Raw genomic sequence first — 25,981 nt, forward strand, 5'->3', positions numbered from 1 at the left:
AGTTCTCTGTAGCTGAATAACTTGTCAACGGGTTGATGTAAATCCGAAGTAACGGATGACCGACGGGCAAGATTGAGTGTCCGGATTGAGGGGAGTTTGGGCTTTATGTCGTCTCGGATCGTGGACACGCCTGCATCTGCGCACACCGGGCTGGTCGTCCTCGACGGGATCCGACTCGGCGTCACGGACGTCGTGCGCCTCGCCGACGGGACCGCGCGGCCCGTCCCCGGCACCGAGGGCATGAAGCGCGTCACGGAGGCCTGGGACGCCGCCCGGCAGATCGCCGCGACCGGACGCGTCTACGGCCGCTCGACCGGCGTCGGCGCCAACCGGAACGAGCCCGTGCCCACCGAGGCCGCCGCCGAGCACGGCCTCAGACTCCTGCGCAGCCACGCCGGCGCCATCGGCGAGGAACTCCCCGCCCGGCAGGTGCGCGCGATGCTCGCCGTACGGGCCAACCAGCTGCTGGCCGGCGGCGCGGGGCTGCGGCCCACCGTCGTCACCGCGCTCTGCGAGGCCCTGGAGAGCGGGGCGTACCCGGTCGTCCACGAGTTCGGCTCGGTCGGGACCGGGGACATCGCCGCGCTGGCCCAGGCGGGCCTCGCGCTGGCCGGGGAGCACCCCTGGAAGGGGGTCGGACCCGAGCCCCAGCCCCTCGACAACAACGACGCCCTCGCCTTCATCAGCAGCAACGCCCTCGCCCTCGGCCAGTCCGCGCTCGCCCTCGACGAACTGCGCGGCCTCCTGGAGGCCACCCAGGTCGTCGGCGCCCTGTCACTGCTCGCGGTGGACGGCTCGCACGAGGCCTACGCCGCCCCCGTGCACGCCGCCCGCCCGCACCGGGGGAGCGCCGAGGTCGCCCGCCGGATCAGGGGGTTGATCGGGGCGGACGAACGGCCCACACCACCCCTCGGCCGGATCCAGGACCCGTACGGCTTCCGCTGCCTGCCCCAGATCCACGGCCCGGCGCACGACGCCGCCGACGCCCTCGAAGCGGTCCTCGCCGTCGAGCTCAACGCCGCCGCCGAGAACCCCCTGATCAGCCCCGAGGACATGGCCGCCTACCACCACGGCGGCTTCTACCAGGCCCAACTCGCCCTCGCCCTGGACCACTTCAGGCTGGCCCTGACCCAGGTGGCGAGGCTGTCGACCTCCCGCCTGTCCACCCTCAACGAGCCCGCCTACACCCGGCTGCGCCCCTTCCTCGCCGACCACGAGCCCGCCTCCTCCGGCGTGATGATCCTGGAGTACGCCGCCGGCGCCGCCCTCGGCGATCTGCGGGCCTTCTCCGCCCCCGCGTCGCTCGGCCACGCTGTACTCTCCCGAGGCGTCGAGGAACAGGCCAGCTTCGCCTCGCTCGCCGCCCGCCAGACCCTGCGGGCGTGCGGCGCGTACCGGCTCGTCGTCGGCTGCGAACTCGTCGCCGCCGTACGGGCGCTGCGCCAGCGCGACCACGGCCCCGACCCGGACCTCCCGGTGGGGCGGGCGCTGGAGCTCGCCTACGCGGTGCTCGACGCGGACCAGGCCGACCGGCCGCTCACGCACGACGTGACGACGGCGGCCGCACTGCTGGACCGGTTCACGGACCTCTGGAGGGGGAGCGAGGCATGAGCGACAAGGGTGTGACGGACACTCCCGCGGCACGGCTCCAGGCACTGTTCGAGGGCCACCGGCTCACGCCGACCCAGCGGCGCATCGCGCACAGCATGGTGCGCCGGGCCGCCGACGTGCCGTTCCTGTCCAGCGTCGAGCTGGCCGAGCTCGCCGGGGTCAGCCAGCCGTCGGTGACCCGCTTCGCGGTCGCCCTCGGCTTCGACGGCTACCCCGCCCTGCGCCGCCATCTGCGCGAGGTCGCGCCCGCCGAACAGCCGGCCGACGCGGCGTCCTACAACGAGTACCAGCAGGCCGTCGAGGCCGAGATCGAGAACCTGCGGCATCTCGCCGAGGTCCTCGCCGACCCGCGGCCCGTGCAGCGCGCCGGACGCGTCCTCGCCGCCTCGCGCCCGCTGCCGGTGCTGGGGCTGCGGGCCGCCGCCTCGCAGGCGTACGGCTTCGCCTACTTCGCCGCCAAGGTCCACCCCGACGTACGGCTGCTGCACGAGGGCGGCACGATGGTCCAGGACCGGATCGACGCCGCCGTCCGCGCGGGCGCCTCGGCGCTGCTCTGCTTCGCGCTGCCCCGGCATCCGCGGGAGGTCGTGGACGCGCTCGGCTACGCCAAGGAGGCCGGGCTGACCGTCGTCACCGTCGCCGACTCCGCCTTCGCGCCGGTCGCCAAGGTGTCCGACCTGCTGCTGCCCGCCGCCGTCGGCACCGGGCTCGCCTTCGACACCGCGTGCGCGCCGATGCTGCTCGGGCGGGTGCTCCTGGAGGCCATGGCGGACGAGCTGCCGGAGGCGCAGGCGCGCCTTGAGGAGTTCGACGCGAAGGCGGCGGCGCGGGGGCTGTTCGTGGAGTGAGCCCGGTTTCAAGGCTCGGGATTCAAGGCTCGGGTTCTAAGGCTCGGGTTTTAAGGCTCGTCTCACCTTCCCTCGTTAACCTGCCGGGCCATCAGGACTGTGCCAGGACGACGAGGAGGACGGACGTGTCACGCGGAGGTCAGGGACTGGCCCGGGTGGCCGTGGTCGTGCGTGCCGGAGCCGCGCCGCTGTGGTGGGCCGGGGTGTTCGCGGCGGGCGTGGGAGTGCTGGTTCCGGGGCTGACCGGGCGCCGGATCGGGGTGCTGGCGGGCGCGGCGCTGTTCATCGTCGCCGCGGCCGTCGTGTCGTACCGCCGCCGTAAGCGCTACACCGCACTGAGCCGCGGTGCCGCCCGGGCCGGCAAGCACGATGTGCTCCAGGACCGGGCCGTGACCGTGCGCAACTGGCGGCACGGACACCGCTGGTGGCTGCTGCTCGCCTGGCTGGTGGCGCTCGGCGCCAACTTCGCCGTGCCCGTCGCGGGCGGGCTGCTGCTCGCCGGGACCGGTGCCGGGCTGCGGCTGAAGGCCGCGTGGCTGGGCCGGCGCGAGCGGGCCGGGGACGCGCTGCTGTGGGTGCGGGTCGACTGGCTCGACGCGCGCGGCGGACGCCCCGCCGGCAAGGCGGTCAAGGCGTACCGCGGCACGGGCATCGCGGCGGGCGACGCGGCCCCGGGCGGGGCGCGCCGCCGCACCGCGGCGCTGGTCTGAGGGACCCGCGCCTCAGACCTCCAGCTCCTCCTCGATCTTCTTCAGCTGGTGGCGGGCCATCGCCAGGTTGGCGCGCTTGGCGTCCAGGACCAGGTACATGAAGAGTCCGTTGCCGCTGCGTCCGCTGATCAGCCGGATCAGGTGGTACTGGTCGGACAGGGTGATCAGGATGTCCTCGATCTGGCCCTTGAGCCCGAGGTGCTCCATGGTGCGCATCTTGGAGCGGACGACATCGGTGTTGCCGGCGGCGGCCACACTGAGGTCGAAGCTCTTGCTGCCGCCCATCGTGCCGAGCGCCATCCCGCTGGTGTAGTCGACCAGCGCGACGCCGGTCGCGCCCTCGATGGAGGCGAGGCACTCCTTGAGGGATGTCTCGGTGTTGGCCATGACGGTCTGCCCTTCTGGTGGATTCAACTGTCCGTTGAGGTACGTGTGTTGGTCGTACGAGGAGCGCGCGCCGTTCTGGTCCGGGCGGGCGCTCTCGCGGGCTTCGTGACGGGCGCCTCGACGGGCGCCCGGGAGTCGAGGAGCTCCCCGATGCGGGCACCCGCGCGGCGGCCCTCCAGATGGAGGCGGCCGGCGTTGACCCGGTCCTGGGCGAGCAGGGTGAGCACGGCCGTGCGGCCCGCCGCGTACGTCGCCACATAGCCGTACGCGCCGCGCACCGTCAGCTCCCGGAACTCCCCCTGCCCGGTCGCGTCCGTCAGCCGCACGGCGACGCCGAGCGCCGCCGCGGTGAGCGCGGCCATGCCGTCGGGCTCGACGCCCGGGGTGTCCTGGGCGAGGACGAGCCCGTCCACGCTCGCCGCCAGGGCCCCGGTGAGATACGGCACCCGGCTCCTCAGCCGCCGCAGTTCGTCCACGATGTCGGGTTCGGCCGCCATGTCACTCCTCTCGGCGCGGGCGCGTTGTCGTTCAAAGGGACTCCAGCGCATCCCTGAGCCTTTTCAGCAGCGTGATGTCGGGGTCGGTGGTCTCGGGTCGGGCCGGTTCGGCGGTTCGCAGGGCGCCGCGCACCAGGACCCCGGCCGCCGCGAGCCGCCGTACGTCCACCAGGGTGTGGAACGCCGGGCGGCCCATCGCGCGGGCGATGTCCGGTGCCGCGCGCACGCCGTCGACCAGGTGCACCACCGCCCGCTGCCGGGCGGTGAGGCCGGGTACGGCGACGGTGTCGGCGCGCAGCAGCGGGGCCTCGTCGGTGGCCGGGTCGGGCCAGATGCGGTGCAGCAGATCGCGGCGGCGCAGCGTCTCGTGCTCCAGGGCGGCCACCGGGACCGCGCGCACCGCCCCGATCCGGCCCGGGCTCGTGTAGCGGAAGCGGCCCGGGGTGCTGCTGGGGGCGAGCACGAAGTACGCGGCGTCGTACAGCGCTTCGAGATGGCACAGCTCCAGGGCGCCCCGGGTGAGCCGGCCGCGGCCGACCAGCAGCAGTCCGGCGCCCGGGTCCTGAGCCGCCTCGTCGGCGGCCTGTCGCCAGGTGTCGGCGTCGAGGGTGCCGTGGGCCGTGAGCAGGGTGCCGAGGCCGGGGGCCGCGGGGCTCTCGGCGTGCACGACCCGGCCCTCGGTCAGATGCAGGGTGCCGCGCTCGCGGAGCAGGACGCCGGTGGCCCGCTCGGCGGCGAGCCGGGTCAGCATCGGGGAGACGCCGCCCCAGGCGCGCTCCCGGGCCTCCGCCTTGTCCCGTACCGGCAGCCGGGGCGGTGGCGTGGTTCTCACCGCGGTCATCCGAGGACCAGCCGTCCGGTCATCTCGCCGAGCCGGATCCGGGCCAGCGCGAGGTTGCCCTCCACGCGGGCCAGCCACAGATGGAGGAAGACGCTGCTGTCGAAGGACGTCCGCACGAAGCACAGGACGTGGTAGCTGTCCCGGTTGCTGATGATGACGTCCTCGACCGGGGGGTCGGCGGCGCTGTTCTCTGGGTCGTCCGGCGCGAACGCCCGGTGCTCGGCGGCCAGCCGGGCCAGCTCGGCGGCCTCGGCCGCGGCCGTCTCGTGGTCGCCGCCCGGTGACTCGCCGGCGGTGCCGAGGGCCAGCCCGCTCGTCCAGTCGACCAGCGCGGCACCCCGGGCACCGGGCAGTTGCATGACTTCCGACAGACACTCGTCGATACCGGGCACCGTGAGTTCCCCTCCCGCCTGGGGTTCGGCTGAGTGACGCCGAAACTACGCAGGGTGTGCGTGAGGGGTGAGGGTTATGGCATTTTCCGGTGGAACATGCGTCAGATGACTAAGGTGGGTCAACTGGGCTCGTTTTCCGAACAGTTGAGCCCCATGTCCTCCGGCGTGCGTCAACGGCGCCCGGCTGCTCAGAGGGTGGTGAGGGCCGAGGCGTGCGCCCCTCCGGACTCGGCCACGATCTCGTCGAGCGTCTGCGGGGTGCGGACGGTCGCGAAGGCGACCCCGACGCCGCCCCCGACGCCGTCGCTCGGTGCGAATCCGTAGATGCCCGGCCGCGCGAGGGAGTTGTACGCGTAGTGGTGCGCGAAGTAGTACGCCCCCGTGTCCAGCGCCGCCGCGTAGTCGCCCTGCTCCAGCAGGGGCAGCGCCCTGCCCTCGGCCAGCAGGTCGCCCGAGAAGCAGGCAGGTCCCGCGACGTCCTGCACCACCTCGGGCCCCTCCTTCGGCCGCCCCTTCCCGTCGTACGCGGCGATCCTCAGCGGCCACGACCCCGGCACGTACACCGTCCGCGTCGCCACCTGCACGCCCGCGTGCGTCACCGCCACCGGCCGCCCGCCCGCGCTCTTCGCGTACTCCACCCGCGCCACGACCGTCCCGTGCTTGGCCAGCAGCGACCGCCCGAACTCGGTCACCAGCCCGTAGCGCCCGTCGAACAGTCCCGGCACCGCCTCGCTCAGCAGCCGGGCGTACTGCGCGTACGTCGGTGCCGTCTCGTCCGAGCCGAAGTTCACCGGCAGCCCGCCGCCGATGTCGATCGTGTCGATCTGCGGGCGCCCGACGTGCCGGTTGATCTCCTCGGCGAGCGCGTACGTCTCCGCGACGCCCCGCGCCATCAGGGACAGCGGGATGCCCTGGGAGCCGGTGTGCGCGTGCAGCCGGTTCAGCCAGGGCCGGTCGGCGTAGGCGCGCAGCAGCCACTCCCGGGCGCCGGGGTCACGCAGCGCCACCCCGAACTTCGAGGTCGCCGTCGCCGTCGAGGTCGCCCCGATGGAACCCCCGCCGACCTGCGGATTCACCCTGATTCCCAGCGGGGACCGGCTGGCCGCGGACCTGATCAGGGCGTCGATGCGCTCCAGCTCCTGCGGATTGTCCGCGTTCACGGCGATCCCGAGGGCGAGGGCCTCCCGCAGCTCGGCGGGCGTCTTCGCGGGCGAGTCCAGCACGGTCTCCCGCGGGGTCACCCCCGCCGCCCGCGCCAGCGCCAGCTCGCCCGGGCTCGCCACCTCCGCCCCGATCCCGGCCTCCCGCAGCAGCCGCAGCACCGGCACCAGCGGGGTCGCCTTCACCGCGAACGCGTGCAGCACCGGGGTGCCGGGCGCGGTGACCGCGTCGAAGGCGGCCCGCAGTTCGGCCGCCGACTCCCTGATGCCGGCCACGTCGAGCAGCCCGATGAGGGGGGAGTCGGGCCCCAGCAGCCCCTGCTCCACCGCCGCCCGCACCGCGCCATCGCGCCGGACGGCGCGCTCACCCCGGCCCTCGTTGTCCATGACGTCCCCCGTCAGGTCGTTGTCCGCACCCATGCGTCCAGCCAAACACCCGCGACGCGCCCGCGCCGGGGGACCGCGCTATTGACTAGCTCTATTCAGACGGCGACTATGTGAATAGAGAGTCAAACAGTCCACCAGGAGGCAGACCATGTCAGGACCCCGCCCCGTCCGAGCGCCGCGCGGTACGGAACTGAGCGCCCTGGGATGGCAGCAGGAAGCCGCTCTGCGGATGCTGCAGAACAACCTCGACCCCGAGGTCGCCGAGCACCCCGACAAGCTCGTCGTCTACGGCGGCACCGGCAAGGCGGCCCGCGACTGGCGCTCCTTCGACGCGATGGTCCGCACGCTGCGGACGCTGAAGCAGGACGAGACGATGCTCGTCCAGTCCGGCCGCCCCGTCGGCGTCATGCAGACCCACGAATGGGCCCCGCGCGTCCTCATCGCCAACTCCAACCTGGTCGGCGACTGGGCCAACTGGGAGGAGTTCCGCCGCCTGGAGGCCCTCGGCCTGACCATGTACGGCCAGATGACCGCCGGCTCCTGGATCTACATCGGCACCCAGGGCATCCTCCAGGGCACCTACGAGACCTTCGCCGCCGTCGCCGCGAAGAAGTTCAACGGCACCCTCGCCGGCACGATCACCCTCACCGCCGGCCTCGGCGGCATGGGCGGCGCCCAGCCCCTCGCGGTCACCATGAACGACGGCGTCGCCATCTGCATCGACTGCGACCCCCGCGCCATCGAGCGCCGCATCGAGCACCGCTACCTCGACGTCAGGGCCGACAGCCTGGAGCACGCCCTCCAGCTCGCGGTCGAGGCCCGCGACGCCCGCCGCCCGCTCTCCATCGGCCTGCTCGGCAACGCGGCGGAGCTGTTGCCCCGCATGCTCGCCGAGAGCGCCCCCATCGACATCGTGACCGACCAGACCTCGGCGCACGACCCGCTGGCCTACCTGCCGCTGGGCGTCGACTTCGACGACATGGCCGACGCGGTGGCGAAGGATCCGGCCGGGTTCACGACCCGCGCCCGCGAGTCCATGGCCCGGCACGTCGAGGCGATGGTCGGCTTCATGGACGCCGGCGCCGAGGTCTTCGACTACGGCAACTCGATCCGCGGCGAGGCCCAACTCGCCGGGTACGAGCGGGCGTTCGCCTTCCCCGGCTTCGTCCCCGCCTACATCCGCCCCCTCTTCTCCGAGGGCAAGGGCCCCTTCCGCTGGGCCGCCCTGTCCGGCGAGGCCTCCGACATCGCCAAGACCGACAAGGCGATCCTGGACCTCTTCCCGGAGAACGAGTCCCTCGCCCGCTGGATCAAGATGGCCGGGGAGCGGGTCCACTTCCAGGGCCTGCCGGCCCGCATCTGCTGGCTCGGCTACGGCGAACGCGACAAGGCCGGCGATCGCTTCAACGACATGGTGGCGAGCGGTGAGCTGGCGGCCCCGCTGGCCATCGGGCGCGACCACCTCGACTCCGGCTCCGTCGCCTCCCCGTACCGCGAGACCGAGGCCATGCTCGACGGTTCCGACGCGATCGCCGACTGGCCGCTGCTGAACGCCATGGTCAACGTGGCCTCCGGCGCCTCCTGGGTCTCCATCCACCACGGCGGCGGCGTCGGCATGGGCCGCTCCCTCCACGCCGGCCAGGTCACCGTCGCCGACGGCACGAAGCTGGCCGGCGAGAAGATCCGCCGTGTCCTCACCAACGACCCCGGAATGGGCGTCATCCGGCACGTCGACGCGGGCTACGAGATCGCGGAGACGGTGGCGGACGAGCGGGGCGTGCGGGTGCCGATGCGCGAGGGTGACTCGGCGTGACGGAGACGTCCAACGGCAGCTCGTTCCACACCATGTGGCGCGAGCTGCTCCCCATCGGCCGCCACGCCGACTCCCACGGCTACCGCCGGTTCGCCTGGACCGGCGCCGACACGGAGTGCCGGGCCTGGTTCCGGACGCAGGCCGAGGACCGCGGGCTGGCCTACGAGGTCGACCGGAACGGCAACCAGTGGGCCTGGCTCGGGGATCCGGCCGCCGGGGACGCCGTCGTCACCGGGTCGCATCTGGACTCCGTGCCCGACGGCGGCGCCTTCGACGGGCCCCTCGGGGTCGTGTCCTCTTTCGCCGCCCTCGACGAACTGCGGGCCCGGCGGGTGGAGTTCACCAAGCCCCTCGCCATCGTCAACTTCGGCGACGAGGAGGGCGCCCGCTTCGGGCTCGCCTGCGTCGGTTCACGGCTCGCCTCCGGACAGCTCACCGTCGAGCAGGCGCACCGGCTGACCGACGGGGACGGGATCACTCTCCCCCGGGCCATGGAAGCCGCCGGGTACGACCCCGACGCCATCGGCGCCGACCCGGAGCGGCTCGGCCGTGTCGGCGCCTTCGTCGAACTGCATGTCGAGCAGGGCCGGGCGCTGGACATCTCCGGCGACCGGGTCGGCATCGCCAGCGCCATCTGGCCGCACGGCCGGTGGCGGTTCGACTTCCGGGGCGAGGCCAACCACGCCGGCACCACCCGCCTCGTCGACCGGCACGACCCGATGCTGTCCTACGCCGAGACCGTCCTCGCCGCCCGCCGCGAGGCCGAACTCGCCGGTGCCGTCGCCACCTTCGGGAAGATCTCCGTCGAACCCAACGGCGTCAACGCGATCCCCTCCCTCGTGCGCGGCTGGCTCGACTCCCGCGCCGCCGACCAGGCGAGCCTCGACCAGGTCGTCGGCGGGATCGAGAAGGCCGCCCGCGCGTACGCCGACGCCCACGGCATCGCGCTCGACATCGTCCGTGAGTCCTTCACGCCCGTCGTCGAGTTCGACCACGCCCTGCGCGACGAACTCGCCCGGATCCTGGGCCGCGACAGCGAGCTGAGCGTCCCCGTCCTGGGTACCGGTGCCGGACACGACGCCGGAATCCTGTCCGGAACGATCCCGACCGCCATGCTGTTCGTACGCAACCCCACCGGCGTCTCGCACTCCCCGGCCGAGTTCGCGGCCGAGGACGACTGCGCGGCCGGGGTCCTCGCCCTCGCCGACGTACTGGAAGGACTGGCCACCACGTGACCACGTACTGGCTGGAGCACGCCTGGCTCGACACCCACGTCGAGCCGGGCGTGGCGGTGGTGACCCGGGACGGCCGGATCAGCGACGTCCGCACCGGCGTCGACGCCCCGCCGCCCGGAGCCGAGATCCTGCGCGGTCTCACCCTCCCCGGCCTCGCCAACGCCCACAGCCACGCCTTCCACCGCGCCCTGCGCGGCACCGGCCAGGTCGGCTCCGGGACCTTCTGGACCTGGCGCGAGGTCATGTACGCCACCGCCGACCGGCTGACCCCGGAGAGCTACCACGCCCTCGCCCGCGCCGTGTACGCCGAGATGGCGCTGGCCGGGGTGACCTGCGTCGGTGAGTTCCACTACCTCCACCACGCCCCCGGCGGCACCCCCTACGCCGACCCCAACGCCATGGGCGAGGCCCTCGTCGCGGCCGCGGCCGACGCCGGCATCCGGATCACCCTCCTCGACACCGCGTACCTCTCCGCGGGCTTCGGGCAGCAGCCCAACACCCACCAGCTCCGCTTCTCCGACGGCACCGCGGAGGCCTGGGCCGAACGCTGTTCACTTCTCAAGGAACGGGATCACGCGCGGATCGGCGCCGCCATCCACTCCGTACGGGCCGTGCCCGCCGGGCAGTTGGCGACCGTGGCCGAATGGGCCGAGGCCCGGCGGGCCCCGCTCCACGTCCACCTGTCCGAGCAGACCGCCGAGAACGACGCCTGCCGCGAGGCCCACGGGTGCACGCCCACTCGGCTCCTCGCCGACCACGGCGTCCTCGGCCGCCGCACCACCGGCGTCCACAACACCCATCTCACCGACGAGGACATCGCCCTGATCGGCGGCTCCGGGACCGGTACGTGCATGTGCCCGACCACCGAGCGGGACCTCGCCGACGGCATCGGACCGGCCGTCGCCCTGCAGAAGGCCGGCTCGCCGCTCTCCCTCGGCTCCGACAGCCACGCCGTCATCGACCTGCTCGAAGAGGCACGGGCGATGGAGCTCAACGAGCGCCTGCGCACCCGCACCCGGGGTCACTGGACGGCGGCGGCGCTGCTGCGGGCCGCCTCCGCCGACGGCCACGCGGCCCTCGGCTGGGACGAGGCGGGCACCATCGAGCCCGGCGCCCTCGCCGACCTCACGACGATCGCGCTCGACTCGGTCAGAACAGCGGGGCCGCTGCCCAGGCTCGGCGCCGAGACGGCCGTATTCGCGGCGACGGCAGCGGACGTACGGCACACGATCGTGGGCGGACGGCATGTCGTACGCGACGGGGCGCACACCCTCGTACCGGACGTGCCGCAGGCCCTCGCGCAGGCTGTCGAAGCCCTCCGCGGCTGACCACGACCCCCAAGGACGCCACCGCCATGAACAGCACCGTCATCACCGACATCGCCACGCTGGTCACCAACGACCCCTCCCTCGGTGACGGCTCCCCCCTCGGCCTGATCCAGGACGCGGCCGTCGTCATCGACGGCGACCGCATCGCGTGGACCGGTGAATCAAGCAAAGCACCCGCCACTGACAACCGGGTCGACGCGGGCGGCCGTGCGGTGCTCCCGGGCTTCGTGGACTCCCACTCCCACCTGGTCTTCGCCGGTGACCGCACCCAGGAGTTCAACGCCCGGATGTCGGGCCGCTCGTACACCGCGGGCGGCATCCGTACGACGGTCGCCGCGACGCGGGCCGCGAGCGACGCCGCACTAGAAGCGAACCTCACCCGCTATCTCGCCGAGGCCCTGGGCCAGGGCACGACGACCTTCGAGACGAAGTCCGGCTACGGCCTGACCACCCACGACGAGGCCCGCGCCCTGCGCATCGCCGCCGCCCACACCGACGAGGTCACCTACCTCGGCGCCCACATCGTCTCGCCCGACTACGCCGACGACCCGGCCGCGTACGTCGCCCTCGTCACCGGTGAGATGCTCGACGCCTGTGCCCCGTACGCCCGTTGGATCGACGTCTTCTGCGAGAAGGGCGCCTTCGACGGCGACCAGGCCCGCGCGATCCTCACCGCCGGCAAGGCCAAGGGGCTGCACCCGCGCATCCACGCCAACCAGCTCTCCTACGGCCCCGGCGTGCAGCTGGCCGTCGAACTGGACGCGGCCAGCGCCGACCACTGCACCCACCTCACGGACGCCGACGTCGACGCCCTCGCGAACGGCGACACCGTCGCCACGCTGCTGCCCGGCGCCGAGTTCTCCACCCGCGCCGCGTGGCCGGACGCCCGCCGGCTCCTGGACGCCGGCGTCACCGTGGCGCTCTCCACCGACTGCAACCCGGGCTCGTCCTTCACCTCGTCCGTCTCGTTCTGTGTCGCGCTCGCCGTGCGGGACATGGGCATGACCCCGGACGAGGCGGTCTGGTCGGCCACGGCGGGCGGTGCGGCGGCCCTGCGCCGTGACGACATCGGCCGCCTCACCCCGGGCAGCCGGGCGGACCTCACCCTCCTCGACGCCCCGAGCCATGTGCACCTGGCCTACCGGCCGGGCGTCCCGCTGGTGAGCGGGGTATGGCGACGGGGCGTGCGCGTCGTCTGACGCACACGCCCCGCACCCGACACAAGCCGGAACAACTCAGAGGATCAGGGTCACTCCTCGACCGTCAGCCCTTTTCGCAGCCGTACCAGCGTCCGTGACAGCAGTCGCGACACATGCATCTGCGAGATGCCGAGCTCGTCGCCGATCTCCGACTGGGTCATGCCCGCCACGAAGCGCAGGGAGAGGATCGTCCGGTCCCGGGAGGGGAGGTCGGCGATCAGGGGCTTCAGGGACTCCACGTACTCGATGCCCTCGATGCCGTGGTCCTCGTAGCCGATCCGGTCGGCCAGCGCGCCCTCGGCGTCGTCCTCCTCCGGCTGCGCGTCCAGCGAGGACGCGGTGTACGCGTTGGAGGCGGCCATGCCCTCGACGACCTCGTCCTTCGACAGCCCCAGGCGCTCCGCGAGCTCGCCCACCGTCGGCGCCCGGTCCAGCTTCTGCGCCAGTTCGTCGCCGGCCTTGGCCAGGTCGAGGCGGAGCTCCTGGAGCCTGCGCGGGACCCGCACCGACCACGAGGTGTCGCGGAAGAAGCGCTTGATCTCGCCGATGATGGTCGGCATCGCGAAGGTGGGGAACTCCACGCCGCGGCTCAGCTCGAAGCGGTCGATCGCCTTGATCAGGCCGATCGTGCCGACCTGGATGATGTCCTCCATCGGCTCGCTGCGCGAGCGGAAGCGGGAGGCGGCGAACTTGACCAGGGCCAGGTTGAGCTCGACGAGCGTGTTGCGGACGTACGAGTAGTCGTGGGTCCCTTCCTCCAGCGACTCCAGGCGCGCGAAGAGGGTCTTGGACAGAGCCCTCGCGTCCACCGGTCCCACCTCGTCGTACGGGGGGATCTCCGGGAGCCCGGCGAGCGCGTCGTCCGCGTCAGGGCCCGCGAGGGCGTCCTGCTCGATGGGATCAAGCTGTTCCGGGGGGGATGTCGACGTCGCCTTATGGGTATGCGATGCGTCGAGCCGGGGTGACATGATGTCCTCCATCGTTCTCGGCATGTGGCTGCCGAAGCCGTGCGTGCACTGCGGTGTGCGGCGCCTCCAAAGCCGGCCGTGTCGAGTACGTGTCTCTACTAGCCCTACCCGGTTTCCCGACCTCGCCGCAAGTGCGTTCTGTGGGGAAATGTCCGTTTGTGTGCGGATGTTCGGGTGTCAGGGTGTGTGAGGAAGGCGTAGTGTTCGAGGGCGTCAGCAGCAGCCACGACGTCGGGAGAGAGAGACGGCATGGACCGCGGGACGGTCGGCAGCGCACAGTCTGGCCGGCTTCTGGTCGAGGTGCGAGAAGAGGGCGTCAGCGCCGTCGTGACCCCGGCAGGTGAGTTGGATCACCACACGGCAGATCTGTTGCGTGAGCCACTGGAGGAATGTCTGTCCAAGGGCTTCAGCCGCCTGGTGGTCGACTGTTCACGCCTGGAGTTCTGCGACTCCACCGGCCTGAACGTGCTGCTCGGTGCGCGGCTGAAGGCGGAGGCCGCCGGGGGTGGGGTACATCTCGCCGGGATGCTGCCCGTCGTGGCACGCGTCTTCGAGATCACGGGCGCCGACGCGGTCTTCACGGTCCATGACACGCTCGCCGCGGCCCTGGCCGACGAGACCGGCTGAGCCGGCCCGCGCCGACCGCGTGGGGCGCCCCGTCGTCCCAGGTGGAGCGGTGCATTCCCCGGGTCGCGCCTTCCGTGCCGAAACAGGGGGTGTTCTGCCGGTTCGGTCGGGCAGGAGACATCCTGACAGTCGCGCGGGGGACAGCCCGGGGTCGTACGACCCGCGTTTCCGCCTGCGGACCACGTACTGCAACGTGACTATTGAATCGTGAACTGGTGAATCGGTGAGGTGAAGCGCTGATGAGCAGCACCCGGCCTTACTCGCCGGGCGACCGCGGCCCGGGGGCCGACGGCGCTTCCGGGGCGTCCGAAGGGGGTGCGGCCGTGCCGTCTGGGTCCTCGGCGGGCCGGCAGGTCCGCAGACTGAACTTCGACGGCGCGAGCGGTGTCGTCCCGATGGCCCGCGACTTCGCCCGGCAGGCGCTGTACGCGTGGGGCTGGCTGCCCGCCGCCACCGCCGACCAGCGGGCCACCGCCGAGGACGTGCTGCTGGTCGTCTCCGAGCTGGTCACCAACGCCTGTCTGCACGCCGAGGGCCCGGACGAGCTGTGGATCGCCTGCGACAACAAGGTGATCCGGGTCGAGGTCTCCGACCGCGGCGCCGGCCAGCCCGCCCCCCGCACCCCGCACCGCGCGGGCCGCCCCGGCGGCCACGGCATGTTCATCGTGCAGCGCCTCTGCCTGGACTGGGGCGTCATCCGTACCCCCGGAGGCACCGGCAAGAAGGTGTGGGCGGAACTGGGCGCTCCGGCCTAGGGCCTGTCCGGCGGATCATGCCGCAGACGCGGGGTCTGGCACGCCGACCTGCGGCGTTGTCGTCGGTTGCCGACTCCCCCACTCTCGGCTTCGCTCGAGCGGGAGGGGCCCCCATCGCGTCGCCGCCCTCCTCCGCCTTACAGCCTGGGGGTACCTCCCACGCCCTTAAGGCAGTGGGGGAGCACCAGACCCCGCTCACCTGCGTCGATGAGGCGCCGCAGCTTTCCTGCGACTTGATCCGCCGGACAGGCCCTAGCCGCGACGGCGTGGTGACGCACGTCACGCGCGCCGATGTCACAGGGGCACCCGCCTCTCTCGTCCTGGATGTGTAAGCCCAAGCGACGGCAGAGGAGCACACCGTGGAAGCCCGCCTCAACCCCTTCGGCGTCCCGCTCATGCGCAAGGTCCTGCCCCACTTCCTCTCGGCGAACAAGGCGCTCGTGGAGTCGGCCCTGCCCGCCGCGACACAGGAACTGGTCAAGATCCGGGTGAGTCAGATCAACGGCTGCGCGGCCTGTCTCGACATGCACACCAAGGAAGCCGCCGCCGCGGGCGAGACCACGGAGCGCCTGCTCATGGTGGCGGCCTGGCGCGAGGCCAAGGCCTTCACCGAGGCCGAGCGCGCGGCCCTGGAGCTGGCGGAGGCGGGCACCCGTATCGCCGACGGCGCCGGAGTCCCGGACGAGGTCTGGCAGAACGCCGCGAAGCACTACGACGAGGAGCAGCTGATGGCCCTCGTGATCCTGATCGGCCTCATCAACACCTTCAACCGCATGAACGTCATGATCCGGCAGCCGGGCGGCGACTACGAGGTGGGCATGCTCCAGCACTGACCTCCACCCGAACCCCCTTCGGTGCGCGCCGGATCGCCACAACTCCGGCGCGCTCCGTGTCTTCCTTCCTCACGACCCCGGGCGTACCTTGACGGCCGAATCTGATGTGCCGTCAGAACCGAGGAAGAGGGAGCGGAACCGTGTCGTACCGGAATCGAACCGCCGCGCTCGCGTCCGCCGCGGCCCTGGCCGGGTCGGCGGTGCTGATGGCCGCCCCCGCCGCCCACGCCGAAGTGGTCGACGTCAAGTACCAGTGCAAGACACCGATCGGCGACAAGAGCGCCGTCTCGCCCATCGACATCAAGGGCGTCAAGAGCGGCAGCGGCTACAAGATCACCATGTCGTGGCAGAAGGGCGTCTCCTCCAGCCCGGTCGACCTGGGCAAGGGCGCGATGGCACCGAGCGCCGTCATCAGGCTGGGCGGCGCCGACAGCGGCACCCTGAACGTGTCCGGGCCGGCCAACCAGGCGGTCGTTCCCGCCAACACCCCCATCAAGATCAGCGACTTGAGCGGGACGTACACCCCGAAGAAGTCCGGCAAGGTCACCTTCACCGCCGGCGTCCTCACCATCAAGGCGCTCGGCACCACGACCACCTGCACCCCGACCAACAGCCCCGGCCCCTCGCTCACCCTGGACGTCACCGCCGCGACCGGCACCCGGAGCGGCTCCGGTTCCGGTTCCGGCACGGACTCCGGCGGCGAACTCCCGCAGACCGGCCCCGAGGACTCGGCGATCGCCCTCGGCACCCTCGGCGGAACGGTGCTGCTCGCGGGCGCGGCGGGCGCGCTGTGGCTGACGCGCAGGCACCAGGCGGCCCGTCGCTGACCTCGTTCGCCGTACGACAGCTGGAACCGCGAGCAGTACGACAGCTGGAGCCGCCGATGCCGTCCGCCGTCCGTGCCGTCCCCGTCGTCCTCGCCGTGCTGGGGGCGGCCGTCCTCACGCTCCTGGCCGTCGCACCCCCGGCGACCGCCGCCGACGGCTGGTCGGCCGCGCCCTCGGGGCAGGCGCGGCCGGCCTTCTACGCCGAGGGCGAGCCCGGCACGGCGCTCCAGGACACGCTGTCCCTGACCAACCGCGGCCGGACGTCCCTCGACGTCTTGCTGCGCGCGGCGGGGGCCGAGGTCACCTTCGCGGACACCCGCCTCCGGCTGCCCCCGCGGACCCGCACGGAGGTGCCCTTCACGGTGACGGTCCCGGCCGACGACGCCACCGCCGAACTCGTCGCCCGCGACGCCGACGGCCGCACCCTGCGGGTCGCCCTCCATCTGCGCGCCACCGTCCCGAGGGTCTCCGCGCTGACCGTCGAGCATGTGGCCGTCCACCCCGACCGCATCACGTACGAGCTGGTCAACCGTGGTACGACCGCCCTCGTGCCCCGGCTCGCCGTCCGCGTCGACGGTCTCCTCGGCCCCCTCCTCGACCGCGCCCCGCGCACCCTGCCCCTCGACCTGGCGCCGGGCCGCCGCCTGAAGCTCAGCGAACCCTGGGACGGGCCCGCCCTGGACTCCGTCGAGGTGCGGCTGACGGTCACGGCGACGGGCGGGGCGCGCGACGAGGCGCGGGTGTCGACGGGCGTCGGGCCGTGGGGCGCGGTGGCGGGCGGCGCGGGGGCGGCGGCGGCCGGGGGCGCGCTGTACGCCGTACGGCGGTCGCTCGTCCTACGACGGCGCAGGCGCCCTACGGCGGTCCTGCCCGAACCCTCTTGTCCAGGGGCCGAGTTGACGGGAGCGGTGTCGTGAAGCTGCGGATTCTCGGGGCGGCCGTGCTGGCGCTGCTGCTGGCGTCGGTCTCGGTGGGACCGGTGCAGGCCGCCGAGCGGCCCACCGTCAGGCTCTCCAAGTCGCAGGCCGGGACCGGTGGTTCGGTCACCGTCACCGGCAGCGGCTGGCGGGCGAAGGCGCTGCTGATGATCCTGGTCTGCGGCCAGTCGGTGCCCGCGCGAGGGGTGCCCGGCGGCACCAACTCCTGCGCCAACGCCGACGGTCGGGCCGTCACCACCGACGCGAAGGGCCGCTTCAGCAGGAAACTGCCGGTCGCCGAACCACCGGTGCCCTGCCCCTGCGTGGTCCATGTGGCGACGGTGACCGGGGCGAAGGCCGAGGCGGACGCGATCTTCCAGGTGGCCGGGCACGCCGTGGAGCCGCTGCCCGCCGAGACCTCCGGCGGACGGCTGTCCGTCCTCACCGACACCCGCCTCGACGGCTCCGGCGGACTGCTCACCTGGTTCGGCGCGCCACCCGCCCGCACCCTCGTCTTCACCGTCGGCAACGTCGGCACCTCGGCCGTCAAGAACCCCCTCTTCCAGGTCGGCACCTCCCACGGTGTGTTCGCCCCGCAGTGGGAGGAACAGCAGTGGCGCGGCACCATCGAGCCAGGGAAGAAGGCCCGCGTCGAGCTGCCCGTCGAACTGTCGGGCGGCGCCCACGGCGACTACACCGTCTCGCTCAAGTACGGCGGCAAGGTCCTCGCCGAACAGCCCTGGGGGGTCGGCCGGCCCTGGGGCGTGACCCTGTTCTGGGTGCTGGTCTGCCTGGTCGTGCCCGCCGCGCTGTTCCGTGTCGCGATGGCCGGCATCGACCGGGTGCGGCCCCGCCGCCCGGGCCGCTCGTCCCGCGCCGCCGCCCGGCTGCGCATGCCCGAACTCACCCTGCGGCTCCCGGGCTTGCACAGCGGCTCCGCCGAACAGCCGCCCCCCTCCTCGACCCTGCCGTGGTTCACCCCGGACTCCGATCCGGGCGCGGCAGGTCGGCTCTCCGCACCGCACGACGACAGCCCGACGACTCCCACCAGAAAGGGACCCACGTGAGCAAGCGAAGGAGAGCCGTACCGGACCGTGTCAGAGTCGCGCTGGGGCTCTGCGGGGCGGGCGTCCTGATCGGCGTCGCCGTCGCGCCCGCGCAGGCCGCGGAGGTGTCGTACGCGACGCACTGCGTGCCGCCCGCGGGCGTCGGCCTCGACCCCGTGGACGGCACCACCAAGGTGGAGATCACCGCGCCCGCCACCGCCGAGGTCGGCGACGAGGTCGAGGTGGTGTGGAAGTTCGTGCAGGCCGCCTCGAAGAACCCCGACCTCATCGACATCGGGGAGAACCAGGTCAAGCCGTCCGGCACCCTCAAGGCGGCCGGAGCGCAGAGTGCCGCCGTCCCCATGGAGGGGCCGCAGGAGAACCCGCCCATCCCCAAGGGCGGCGCCATGGTGCTCTCCGACATGAAGGGCACCCTGAAACTGACCACGGCGGGTGAGGTCACGCTGACGCCGGACGCGTACACCGTCACCGCGTACGGCACGGACACCAAGTGCACGCCGAGCGAGGCTGTTCCCGCCGCGGCGACCATCAAGGTCGAGGCGGGCGACGGAAGTTCACCGACGACCTCCGACGAGCCGACCGACAGCGCGAGCCCGACCCCCAGCACCTCCGACGAGCCCAGCGAGAGCGCCTCGTCGACCCCGAGCGCCACGACGTCCGACAGCGGGCAGACCGACTTCACCGGCAAGGTCGTCGACATCCCCTACACCTGCAAGTCGCCCATCGGGGAGCAGAAGGCGACCTCCAGGATCCAGATCAACGCCAAGAAGGACGGCGGGAACTTCGCGCTCACCGTGCAGTTCAAGAAGTCGCCGATGAACAGCCCGGCCAACATCCCGAAGGACTCGATCAAGCCGTCGATGCAGGTGGTCCTGGGCGGCGCCGACGAGGGCTCGGTGCGGGTGGAGGGCCCGACCAACGCGGAGGACATCAAGGCGGGCGACCCGATCGAGATCACGGACATGACCGGCACCTACAAGCCGGGGGCGACGGGCGAGTCGACGCTGTCGCCGGGCGTCCTGACGATCGAGGCACTCGGTACGACCACGACCTGCACCCCGGACTCGACGTCGGTGTCGCTGAAGCTGGACACCACGGCCCAGGAGGGCGGCGCCTCCGGCGGCTCCTCCACCGGCGGCTCCTCGACCGGCGGCGGCACGTCGGGCGGCCTCGCGGCGACCGGCTCCGAGGACCACGCGGCCCTGAAGGCGCTGGGCCTGGTGGCCGGGACGGCCGTCCTGCTGGGCGCGGCCGTGTTCACGTTCATGCCGGGCAGGCGGCGCCTCTGAGCGCCTCCCGAAAACCCCGAAGGGCCGCCGCACCGGGTGGTGCGGCGGCCCTTCGCTACAGCGGTGGGCTCAGCGGACGCTGCCCATGAGCTCCTTGACCCGGCTGCGGTACATCCAGACCGCGACACCGGCGACCACGGCGAGCGTGGCCTCCAGGGCGACGATGCCCGTCTTGTTCAGGTCGACGCCCGCGATGGACAGCAGACCCGTGGTCGCGTCACCCGCGGTCACCGCCAGGAACCAGACACCCATCATCTGGGAGGCGTACTTGGCGGGCGCCATCTTCGTCGTCACCGACAGGCCGACCGGGGAGAGCAGCAGCTCACCGACGGTCTGGACGAAGTAGATCGCCACCAGCCAGGCCGCCGCCGCCTTGTGACCGCCCTCGGCGATCGACAGCGGGGCGAGGAACAGGAAGAAGGACGCGCCGACCAGGACCAGGCCGGAGGAGAACTTCACGATCGTGCTCGGCTCCTTGCCGCGCCGGTTCAGGGCGAGCCAGAACCAGGCGAAGACCGGGGCGAGCGCCATGATCAGGACCGGGTTGACCGACTGGTACCAGGAGACCGGGAACTCCCAGCCGAAGATGGTGTTGTCGGCCGAGGAGTCGGCGAAGATCGACAGGGTCGAGCCGCCCTGGTCGTAGATCATCCAGAACACGGCCGCGGCCACGAAGAACCAGATGTACGCCGACATCGAGCGCTGCTCGGTGCGGTCCAGGTCCTTGTCGCGCTTGATGCGGGCCAGCACCATCACCGGGATGATCAGGCCGAGCAGGGTCAGCGGGACCAGGATCCAGTTCAGCGTGTAGTGACCGGAGAAGCCGACGATCGCGTAGAAGACGACGGCGATGCCCGCCCAGATCGCGGCCTTGCGCAGGGTGGAGGCCTTCTCCTGCTCCGACAGCGGCGTCGGGACGACGCTGGAGCGGTCCGCCAGGTGACGGGAGCCGATCAGGAACTGGCCGAGGCCCAGCGCCATGCCGAGCGCGGCGAGCGCGAAGCCCAGGTGCCAGTTGACGTTCTCACCGATGGTGCCGATGACCAGCGGCGCGGCGAACGCGCCGAGGTTGATGCCCATGTAGAAGACGGTGAAGCCACCGTCGCGACGCGGGTCGTCCGGGCCGTCGTAGAGGTGGCCGACCATCGTGGAGATGTTGGCCTTCAGCAGACCGGAGCCGATCGCCACCAGGCCGAGACCGGCGTAGAAGGTGCCGGAGGACGGCAGGGCCAGGGTGAGGTGGCCGAGCATGATCACGCCACCGGCGACGGCGACGGTCTTGCGGGGGCCCCACACACGGTCGCCGAACCAGCCGCCCGGCAGGGCGAGCAGGTACACCAGGGACACGTACACGGAGTAGATCGCGGTCGCGGTCGCGGCGCTCAGGTGGAGGCCGCCGGGGGCGACGAGGTACAGCGGGAGGAGAGCCCTCATGCCGTAGTAGGAGAAACGCTCCCACATCTCGGTCATGAAGAGAGTGGCCAGTCCGCGGGGGTGGCCGAAGAAGGTCATCTCGGAACCGGGGGTGCCCGGTCGGGCCGAGTCCTTCGTCAGGCTGGACGCCATTGGTCGTTCCTTGCTGGTGGGGACGCGCAACGTGCTTCAAGGCTGGCGGTGGCCGGCCCGCACATGAAAGAGACCTTCAGCGTGAACTGCTTTGCCAAAGGTCCCCGTGCTGCAAAAGGCGTCTTTCACCATACGGCAGGACACTGCCGGAAATGGAAGGACTTGAGACATGGATCACAGGCATTCATGGAACCGTGCACACGTTTTCTAAGGGTCTTTCCAGGCTCTCACCTCTGGTACATAGGTTCGTACCAAATCGCCCCATGGTAAGAATCACGGGCTTGCGATCACACCCCAGCATCTGCATTCCGCGGTCTACCATCAGCTCATGACCCGTGTACTGCTCGCCGAGGACGATGCGTCCATCTCGGAGCCGCTGGCCCGCGCACTGCGCCGGGAAGGGTACGAGGTCGAGGTGCGTGAGGACGGCCCCACCGCACTCGACGCCGGAATGCAGGGCGGTGTCGACCTGGTCGTGCTCGACCTCGGTCTGCCCGGCATGGACGGCCTCGAGGTCGCCCGCCGGCTGCGTGCCGAAGGCCACGCCGTGCCGATCCTCATCCTGACCGCGCGCGCCGACGAGGTGGACACCGTCGTCGGTCTGGACGCGGGCGCCGACGACTACGTCACCAAGCCCTTCCGCCTCGCCGAACTGCTCGCCCGGGTCCGGGCCCTGCTGCGGCGCGGCGCCGCCGAGCCCGCCCAGCCGCCGGCCACCCACGGCGTGCGGATCGACGTCGAGTCGCACCGCGCGTGGATGGGCGACGAGGAGCTCCAGCTCACCGCGAAGGAGTTCGACCTGCTGCGCGTCCTCGTGCGCGACGCGGGCCGGGTCGTCACCCGTGACCAGCTGATGCGCGAGGTCTGGGACACCACCTGGTGGTCCTCCACCAAGACCCTCGACATGCACATCTCCTGGCTGCGCAAGAAGCTCGGCGACGACGCGGCGAACCCCCGCTACATCGCCACCGTGCGCGGTGTCGGCTTCCGGTTCGAGAAGAGCTAGCCGACCCCCGTGCGCCGCCGCCTCATCCAGTCGACGCTCGCCGTCGTCCTCGTCGTCATCGCCGTGTTCGGCGTCTCGCTGGTCATCGTCGAGACCCGGACGATCAGCAACAGCGCCCAGGAACGCGTCGACTCCGAGGCGGTCCGGCTCGCCAGCATCATCGACAGCCGGCTCCTCGGCGAGCAGACCGTCGACGCCGACGCGCTGAAGGAGCAGGTCACGGGGGAGCGGTACGCCGAGATCCGCATCCCCGGCGAGCCGCTCATCGAGGTCGGCACCCGGCCCACCGGTGACGTCATCAGCTCCACCGAGCAGGGCGAGGAGGGCGAGACGGTCACCGTCCAGGAGCCGCGCTCGTCCGTGACCCGCGAGGTCGGCCGCACCCTGCTGATCATCGGGGCGGTGGCCCTGCTCGCGGTGATCGCCGCCGTGCTGCTCGCCGTACGGCAGGCCAACAAGCTGGCCTCACCGCTGACCGACCTCGCCGAGACCGCCGAGCGTCTCGGCTCCGGTGACCCCCGGCCCCGGCACAAGCGGTACGGCGTCCCCGAGCTGGACCGGGTCGCCGATGTGCTGGACGGTTCCGCCGAGCGCATCGCCCGCATGCTCACCGCCGAGCGCCGCCTCGCCGCCGACGCCTCCCATCAGCTGCGCACCCCGCTGACCGCGCTCTCCATGCGCCTGGAGGAGATCACCCTCACCGACGACCCGGACACGGTGAAGGAGGAGGCGACGATCGCGCTGACGCAGGTGGAGCGGCTGACGGACGTCGTCGAGCGGCTGCTCACCAACGCCCGCGATCCCCGCACCGGCTCCGCCGTCTCCTTCGACCTGGACGAGGTCATCCAGCAGCAGCTCGCCGAGTGGCGCCCCGCCTACCGCAGCGCGGGCCGGGCCATCGTCAGCTCCGGCAAGCGGCATCTGCGGGCGGTCGGCACGCCGGGCGCTGTCGCGCAGGTGCTGGCGGCGCTCATCGAGAACTCGCTCATGCACGGGGGCGGCACGGTGGCGCTGCGTACGCGCGTCACCGGCAACCAGGCCGTCATCGAGGTGACCGACGAGGGGCCCGGCGTACCCGCCGACCTCGGGGCGCGGATCTTCGAGCGGACGATCAGCGGGCGGAACTCCACGGGCATCGGGCTCGCGGTCGCGCGTGACCTCGCGGAGGCCGACGGGGGACGTCTGGAGATGCTTCAGGCGCAGCCGGCGGTGTTCGGGTTGTTCCTGTCGCGTACGCCGCTGAAGAAGCCGACGGTGGAGGAGCAGGAGCCTACGGTTCGATAGGGCTTGGGTTGTGTGGCGGGTGCGGGTCGGTGGGGGTTGATCGCGCAGTTCCCCGCGCCCCTAAAGGCCCTTCAGCTGACTCGCTGCTTTGAACGCGGCTTGCGTTCCGCCTGCGCCAGGATCTCCTCCGCGCTCGCCACCAGCTCCGGGGCCGGCAGGGCCTTGAAGACCCACGTGCGGTACGACCAGAAGCGGAATAGGGTCGCGATGCCGATGCCGAGGAACTTGAAGACGTTGCTCTCCAGCGGGCTGTCCCAGCCGAAGCCGTACGTCGCCACGTACAGGACGCCGTTCTCGATCACCAGGCCGACCGCGCTGAACAGCAGGAACAGCGTCAGCTCCTTCGTACGGCCGCTCTTGTCGCGGTCGCGGTACGTGAAGTAGCGGAAGCCGATGTAGTTCGAGACGATCGCGACCACCGTCGCGATGACGCTGGCGCGCACCACCTGGAGGTCGGTCGTGTGCCGTACCAGGTTGAAGACGAGCAGGTTGACGAGCAGCCCCGCCCCGCCCACGGCGCCGAACTTGGCGATCTCGTGCACGAGCCTGCGCAGCCCTGAGGAACCACGTCCCATGGAAGTACAGGCCCCCAGTCGGTCGGTTTCGTCAACCCAGCCATGCTAACCATCCCCCCACCCGGTTGCCTGTGGGCGGACACACACCGCCGTAAAGAAGCTGGTATGAGCGGGGGAAAGTGGCCGGAAAGCAGGCACAAAGGGGGCGGAGGAGGAGCGGGATCCGGCCGCCGTGGCGCGGCCGATACCCTAGGAGCGTGACGTTCCCGGTAGTCGGCATGGTCGGCGGGGGGCAGCTCGCTCGTATGACACACGAGGCGGGCATCCCGCTCGGCATCAGATTCAAGCTCCTCAGTGACACCCCTCAGGATTCCGCGGCGCAGGTGGTGAGCGATGTCGTCATCGGCGACTATCGCGACCTCGACACGCTGCGTGAGTTCGCGAGGGGCTGCGATGTGATCACCTTCGATCACGAACACGTACCCACCGAGCACCTCAGGGCGCTGGAGGCGGACGGCATCCCCGTGCGCCCCGGCCCCGACGCGCTGGTGCACGCCCAGGACAAGGGCGTGATGCGGGCGAGGCTCGACGCGATCGGGGTGCCGTGCCCACGGCACCGGATCGTGAGCGACCCGGCGGACGTGGTGGCGTTCGCCGAGGAGGGCGATGGCTTCCCGGTCGTGTTGAAGACCGTCCGTGGCGGCTACGACGGCAAGGGCGTGTGGGTCGTCGACTCCGTCGAGGAGGCCGAGGACCCCTTCCGGGCTGGTGTGCCCGTCCTCGCCGAGGAGAAGGTCGACTACGTCCGCGAGCTCGCCGCCAACGTCGTCCGGTCCCCGCACGGCCAGGCGGTCGCCTACCCGGTGGTCGAGTCCCAGCAGGTGAACGGCGTCTGCGACACCGTGATCGCCCCGGCCCCCGACCTGGACCCGGCCCTCGGGCTGAAGGCCGAGGAGATGGCGCTGACCATCGCCAAGGAACTGGACGTCGTCGGCCACCTCGCCGTCGAGCTGTTCCAGACCCGCGACGGCCGCATCCTCGTCAACGAGCTGGCGATGCGACCGCACAACTCCGGCCACTGGTCGATGGACGGCGCGATCACCAGCCAGTTCGCCAACCACGTCCGGGCCGTCCTCGACCTCCCGCTCGGCGACCCGCGCCCGCGCGCCCGGTGGACGGTCATGGTCAACGTCCTCGGCGGCGACTACCCGGACATGTACTCCGCGTACCTGCACTGCATGGCCCGCGACCCCCAGCTCAAGATCCACATGTACGGCAAGGACGTGAAGCCCGGACGCAAGGTCGGCCACGTCAACACTTACGGCGACGACCTGGACGACGTTCTCGAACGCGCACGTCACGCTGCCGGCTACCTGAGAGGGACCATCACCGAATGAGCCCCGTTGTAGGCATCGTCATGGGGTCGGACTCCGACTGGCCCGTCATGGAGGCCGCCGCCCAGGCCCTCGACGAGTTCGAGATCGCGTACGAGGTCGACGTCGTCTCGGCCCATCGCATGCCGCGCGAGATGATCGCGTACGGCGAGGAGGCGGCCGGGCGGGGCATCAAGGCGATCATCGCCGGCGCCGGTGGCGCCGCCCACCTGCCGGGCATGCTCGCCTCCGTCACCCCGCTGCCCGTCATCGGCGTGCCGGTGCCGCTGAAGTACCTCGACGGCATGGACTCGCTGCTCTCCATCGTGCAGATGCCGGCCGGTGTGCCCGTCGCCACCGTCTCCGTCGCCGGTGCCCGCAACGCGGGCCTGCTCGCGGCCCGGATCCTCGCCACCTCCGACGAGGAACTCCTCGGCCGGATGAGGGAGTTCCAGCAGGAGCTCAACGACCAGGCCACCGAGAAGGGCAAGCGGCTGCGCGCCAAGGTCGAAGGACCGGGCAACGGCTTCGGCTTCGGGAAGTGAC

Annotated in this window: 26 protein-coding genes; 18 read left to right on the forward strand and 8 right to left on the reverse strand. The window is 71.8% G+C overall.

Annotated features, from left to right (window positions below; all coding sequences use genetic code 11):
* Nucleotides 1-105: 105 nt before the first annotated feature.
* The 3 genes from OG885_RS27020 (at nucleotide 106) to OG885_RS27030 (ending at nucleotide 3,169) form a co-directional block, all read left to right on the forward strand.
* On the forward strand, nucleotides 106-1,611 hold the full coding sequence (locus OG885_RS27020) for an aromatic amino acid ammonia-lyase (RefSeq protein ID WP_405736001.1): 1,506 nt from the start codon (nucleotides 106-108) through the stop codon (nucleotides 1,609-1,611).
* The gene (locus OG885_RS27025) at nucleotides 1,608-2,459 is read left to right on the forward strand and encodes a MurR/RpiR family transcriptional regulator (RefSeq protein WP_405736004.1); all 852 of its coding nucleotides are present in this window, start codon (nucleotides 1,608-1,610) and stop codon (nucleotides 2,457-2,459) included. Before OG885_RS27020 ends, OG885_RS27025 begins: the two co-directional genes overlap by 4 nt.
* A gap of 125 nt (nucleotides 2,460-2,584) precedes the next feature.
* Nucleotides 2,585-3,169: a hypothetical protein gene (locus tag OG885_RS27030; RefSeq protein WP_405736007.1), complete on the forward strand. Its 585-nt coding sequence runs from the start codon at nucleotides 2,585-2,587 to the stop codon at nucleotides 3,167-3,169.
* Nucleotides 3,170-3,181: 12 nt separating this feature from the next.
* Here OG885_RS27030 and OG885_RS27035 read toward each other — a convergent pair whose 3' ends face one another.
* The 5 genes from OG885_RS27035 to OG885_RS27055 form a co-directional block, all read right to left on the reverse strand.
* The gene (locus tag OG885_RS27035) at nucleotides 3,182-3,556 is read right to left on the reverse strand and encodes a hypothetical protein (RefSeq protein WP_399961307.1); all 375 of its coding nucleotides are present in this window, start codon (nucleotides 3,554-3,556) and stop codon (nucleotides 3,182-3,184) included.
* A 23-nt stretch (nucleotides 3,557-3,579) separates the two neighbouring features.
* Nucleotides 3,580-4,053: a roadblock/LC7 domain-containing protein gene (locus OG885_RS27040; protein ID WP_405736009.1), complete on the reverse strand. Its 474-nt coding sequence runs from the start codon at nucleotides 4,051-4,053 to the stop codon at nucleotides 3,580-3,582.
* Between the two features lie 31 nt (nucleotides 4,054-4,084).
* Nucleotides 4,085-4,894 (reverse strand): transcriptional regulator, encoded by an 810-nt coding sequence (locus tag OG885_RS27045; protein WP_405736012.1) that lies wholly within the window; start codon nucleotides 4,892-4,894, stop codon nucleotides 4,085-4,087.
* Nucleotides 4,891-5,286, reverse strand: a complete 396-nt coding sequence (locus OG885_RS27050; RefSeq protein ID WP_329338295.1) for a hypothetical protein — start codon at nucleotides 5,284-5,286, stop codon at nucleotides 4,891-4,893. Before OG885_RS27050 ends, OG885_RS27045 begins: the two co-directional genes overlap by 4 nt.
* 188 nt (nucleotides 5,287-5,474) lie before the next feature.
* A complete protein-coding gene (locus OG885_RS27055; RefSeq protein ID WP_405736015.1) occupies nucleotides 5,475-6,866 on the reverse strand; it encodes a diaminopimelate decarboxylase in 1,392 nt (463 codons plus the stop codon).
* 115 nt (nucleotides 6,867-6,981) lie between these two features.
* On the opposite strand from OG885_RS27055, the gene hutU reads away from it, so the two are divergent.
* The 4 genes from hutU to hutI are packed head-to-tail and all read left to right on the forward strand — an operon-like array spanning nucleotide 6,982 to nucleotide 12,408.
* Nucleotides 6,982-8,646 carry a urocanate hydratase gene (gene hutU, locus OG885_RS27060; RefSeq protein ID WP_405736018.1) on the forward strand — a complete coding sequence of 555 codons (1,665 nt, stop codon included), beginning with the start codon at nucleotides 6,982-6,984 and terminating at the stop codon, nucleotides 8,644-8,646.
* 32 nt (nucleotides 8,647-8,678) lie between these two features.
* The gene (locus OG885_RS27065; RefSeq protein ID WP_405742898.1) at nucleotides 8,679-9,881 is read left to right on the forward strand and encodes an allantoate amidohydrolase; all 1,203 of its coding nucleotides are present in this window, start codon (nucleotides 8,679-8,681) and stop codon (nucleotides 9,879-9,881) included.
* Entirely contained in the window at nucleotides 9,878-11,209 is a 1,332-nt protein-coding gene (locus OG885_RS27070; protein ID WP_405736020.1) for a formimidoylglutamate deiminase, read from the forward strand. Before OG885_RS27065 ends, OG885_RS27070 begins: the two co-directional genes overlap by 4 nt.
* 26 nt (nucleotides 11,210-11,235) lie before the next feature.
* On the forward strand, nucleotides 11,236-12,408 hold the full coding sequence (hutI, locus tag OG885_RS27075; RefSeq protein WP_405736023.1) for an imidazolonepropionase: 1,173 nt from the start codon (nucleotides 11,236-11,238) through the stop codon (nucleotides 12,406-12,408).
* Between the two features lie 50 nt (nucleotides 12,409-12,458).
* Here the strand turns inward: hutI and OG885_RS27080 are convergent, their stop codons facing one another.
* Nucleotides 12,459-13,388 carry an RNA polymerase sigma factor SigF gene (locus tag OG885_RS27080; RefSeq protein ID WP_405736026.1) on the reverse strand — a complete coding sequence of 310 codons (930 nt, stop codon included), beginning with the start codon at nucleotides 13,386-13,388 and terminating at the stop codon, nucleotides 12,459-12,461.
* Between the two features lie 237 nt (nucleotides 13,389-13,625).
* Here OG885_RS27080 and OG885_RS27085 point away from each other — a divergent pair, with 237 nt between their 5' ends.
* The 7 genes from OG885_RS27085 to OG885_RS27115 all read left to right on the forward strand — a co-directional run bounded on the left by OG885_RS27085 (nucleotide 13,626) and on the right by OG885_RS27115 (nucleotide 19,691).
* Nucleotides 13,626-14,003, forward strand: coding sequence for an STAS domain-containing protein (locus tag OG885_RS27085; RefSeq protein ID WP_329338305.1), 378 nt, complete (start codon nucleotides 13,626-13,628; stop codon nucleotides 14,001-14,003).
* Nucleotides 14,004-14,242: 239 nt separating this feature from the next.
* A complete protein-coding gene (locus tag OG885_RS27090; RefSeq protein WP_405736029.1) occupies nucleotides 14,243-14,758 on the forward strand; it encodes an ATP-binding protein in 516 nt (171 codons plus the stop codon).
* Nucleotides 14,759-15,117: 359 nt separating this feature from the next.
* The gene (locus OG885_RS27095) at nucleotides 15,118-15,591 is read left to right on the forward strand and encodes a carboxymuconolactone decarboxylase family protein (RefSeq protein ID WP_405736032.1); all 474 of its coding nucleotides are present in this window, start codon (nucleotides 15,118-15,120) and stop codon (nucleotides 15,589-15,591) included.
* A 140-nt stretch (nucleotides 15,592-15,731) separates the two neighbouring features.
* Nucleotides 15,732-16,418 carry an LPXTG cell wall anchor domain-containing protein gene (locus OG885_RS27100; RefSeq protein ID WP_405736035.1) on the forward strand — a complete coding sequence of 229 codons (687 nt, stop codon included), beginning with the start codon at nucleotides 15,732-15,734 and terminating at the stop codon, nucleotides 16,416-16,418.
* Entirely contained in the window at nucleotides 16,382-17,335 is a 954-nt protein-coding gene (locus OG885_RS27105; protein WP_405736038.1) for a hypothetical protein, read from the forward strand. The genes OG885_RS27100 and OG885_RS27105 overlap by 37 nt, the downstream gene beginning before the upstream one ends.
* A complete protein-coding gene (locus OG885_RS27110; protein WP_405736040.1) occupies nucleotides 17,332-18,402 on the forward strand; it encodes a hypothetical protein in 1,071 nt (356 codons plus the stop codon). Before OG885_RS27105 ends, OG885_RS27110 begins: the two co-directional genes overlap by 4 nt.
* Nucleotides 18,399-19,691, forward strand: coding sequence for a hypothetical protein (locus tag OG885_RS27115; RefSeq protein ID WP_405736043.1), 1,293 nt, complete (start codon nucleotides 18,399-18,401; stop codon nucleotides 19,689-19,691). Before OG885_RS27110 ends, OG885_RS27115 begins: the two co-directional genes overlap by 4 nt.
* Before the next feature lie 69 nt (nucleotides 19,692-19,760).
* Here OG885_RS27115 and OG885_RS27120 read toward each other — a convergent pair whose 3' ends face one another.
* Nucleotides 19,761-21,257 (reverse strand): oligopeptide:H+ symporter, encoded by a 1,497-nt coding sequence (locus OG885_RS27120; protein ID WP_405736046.1) that lies wholly within the window; start codon nucleotides 21,255-21,257, stop codon nucleotides 19,761-19,763.
* A gap of 328 nt (nucleotides 21,258-21,585) precedes the next feature.
* On the opposite strand from OG885_RS27120, the gene OG885_RS27125 reads away from it, so the two are divergent.
* Together OG885_RS27125 and OG885_RS27130 are read left to right on the forward strand one after the other, a co-directional pair.
* The gene (locus OG885_RS27125; protein ID WP_016436346.1) at nucleotides 21,586-22,263 is read left to right on the forward strand and encodes a response regulator transcription factor; all 678 of its coding nucleotides are present in this window, start codon (nucleotides 21,586-21,588) and stop codon (nucleotides 22,261-22,263) included.
* A 9-nt stretch (nucleotides 22,264-22,272) separates the two neighbouring features.
* Nucleotides 22,273-23,547 (forward strand): ATP-binding protein, encoded by a 1,275-nt coding sequence (locus OG885_RS27130; protein WP_405736049.1) that lies wholly within the window; start codon nucleotides 22,273-22,275, stop codon nucleotides 23,545-23,547.
* Nucleotides 23,548-23,618: 71 nt separating this feature from the next.
* Here OG885_RS27130 and OG885_RS27135 read toward each other — a convergent pair whose 3' ends face one another.
* The gene (locus tag OG885_RS27135) at nucleotides 23,619-24,122 is read right to left on the reverse strand and encodes a GtrA family protein (RefSeq protein ID WP_405736052.1); all 504 of its coding nucleotides are present in this window, start codon (nucleotides 24,120-24,122) and stop codon (nucleotides 23,619-23,621) included.
* Between the two features lie 197 nt (nucleotides 24,123-24,319).
* Here OG885_RS27135 and OG885_RS27140 point away from each other — a divergent pair, with 197 nt between their 5' ends.
* On the forward strand, nucleotides 24,320-25,459 hold the full coding sequence (locus tag OG885_RS27140; RefSeq protein ID WP_329338322.1) for a 5-(carboxyamino)imidazole ribonucleotide synthase: 1,140 nt from the start codon (nucleotides 24,320-24,322) through the stop codon (nucleotides 25,457-25,459).
* Nucleotides 25,456-25,980 (forward strand): 5-(carboxyamino)imidazole ribonucleotide mutase, encoded by a 525-nt coding sequence (purE, locus tag OG885_RS27145; RefSeq protein WP_405736056.1) that lies wholly within the window; start codon nucleotides 25,456-25,458, stop codon nucleotides 25,978-25,980. The genes OG885_RS27140 and purE overlap by 4 nt, the downstream gene beginning before the upstream one ends.
* Nucleotide 25,981 lies beyond the last annotated feature (1 nt).

This window comes from Streptomyces sp. NBC_00028 (assembly GCF_045041065.1).
Classification (GTDB): Bacteria; Actinomycetota; Actinomycetes; order Streptomycetales; family Streptomycetaceae; genus Streptomyces.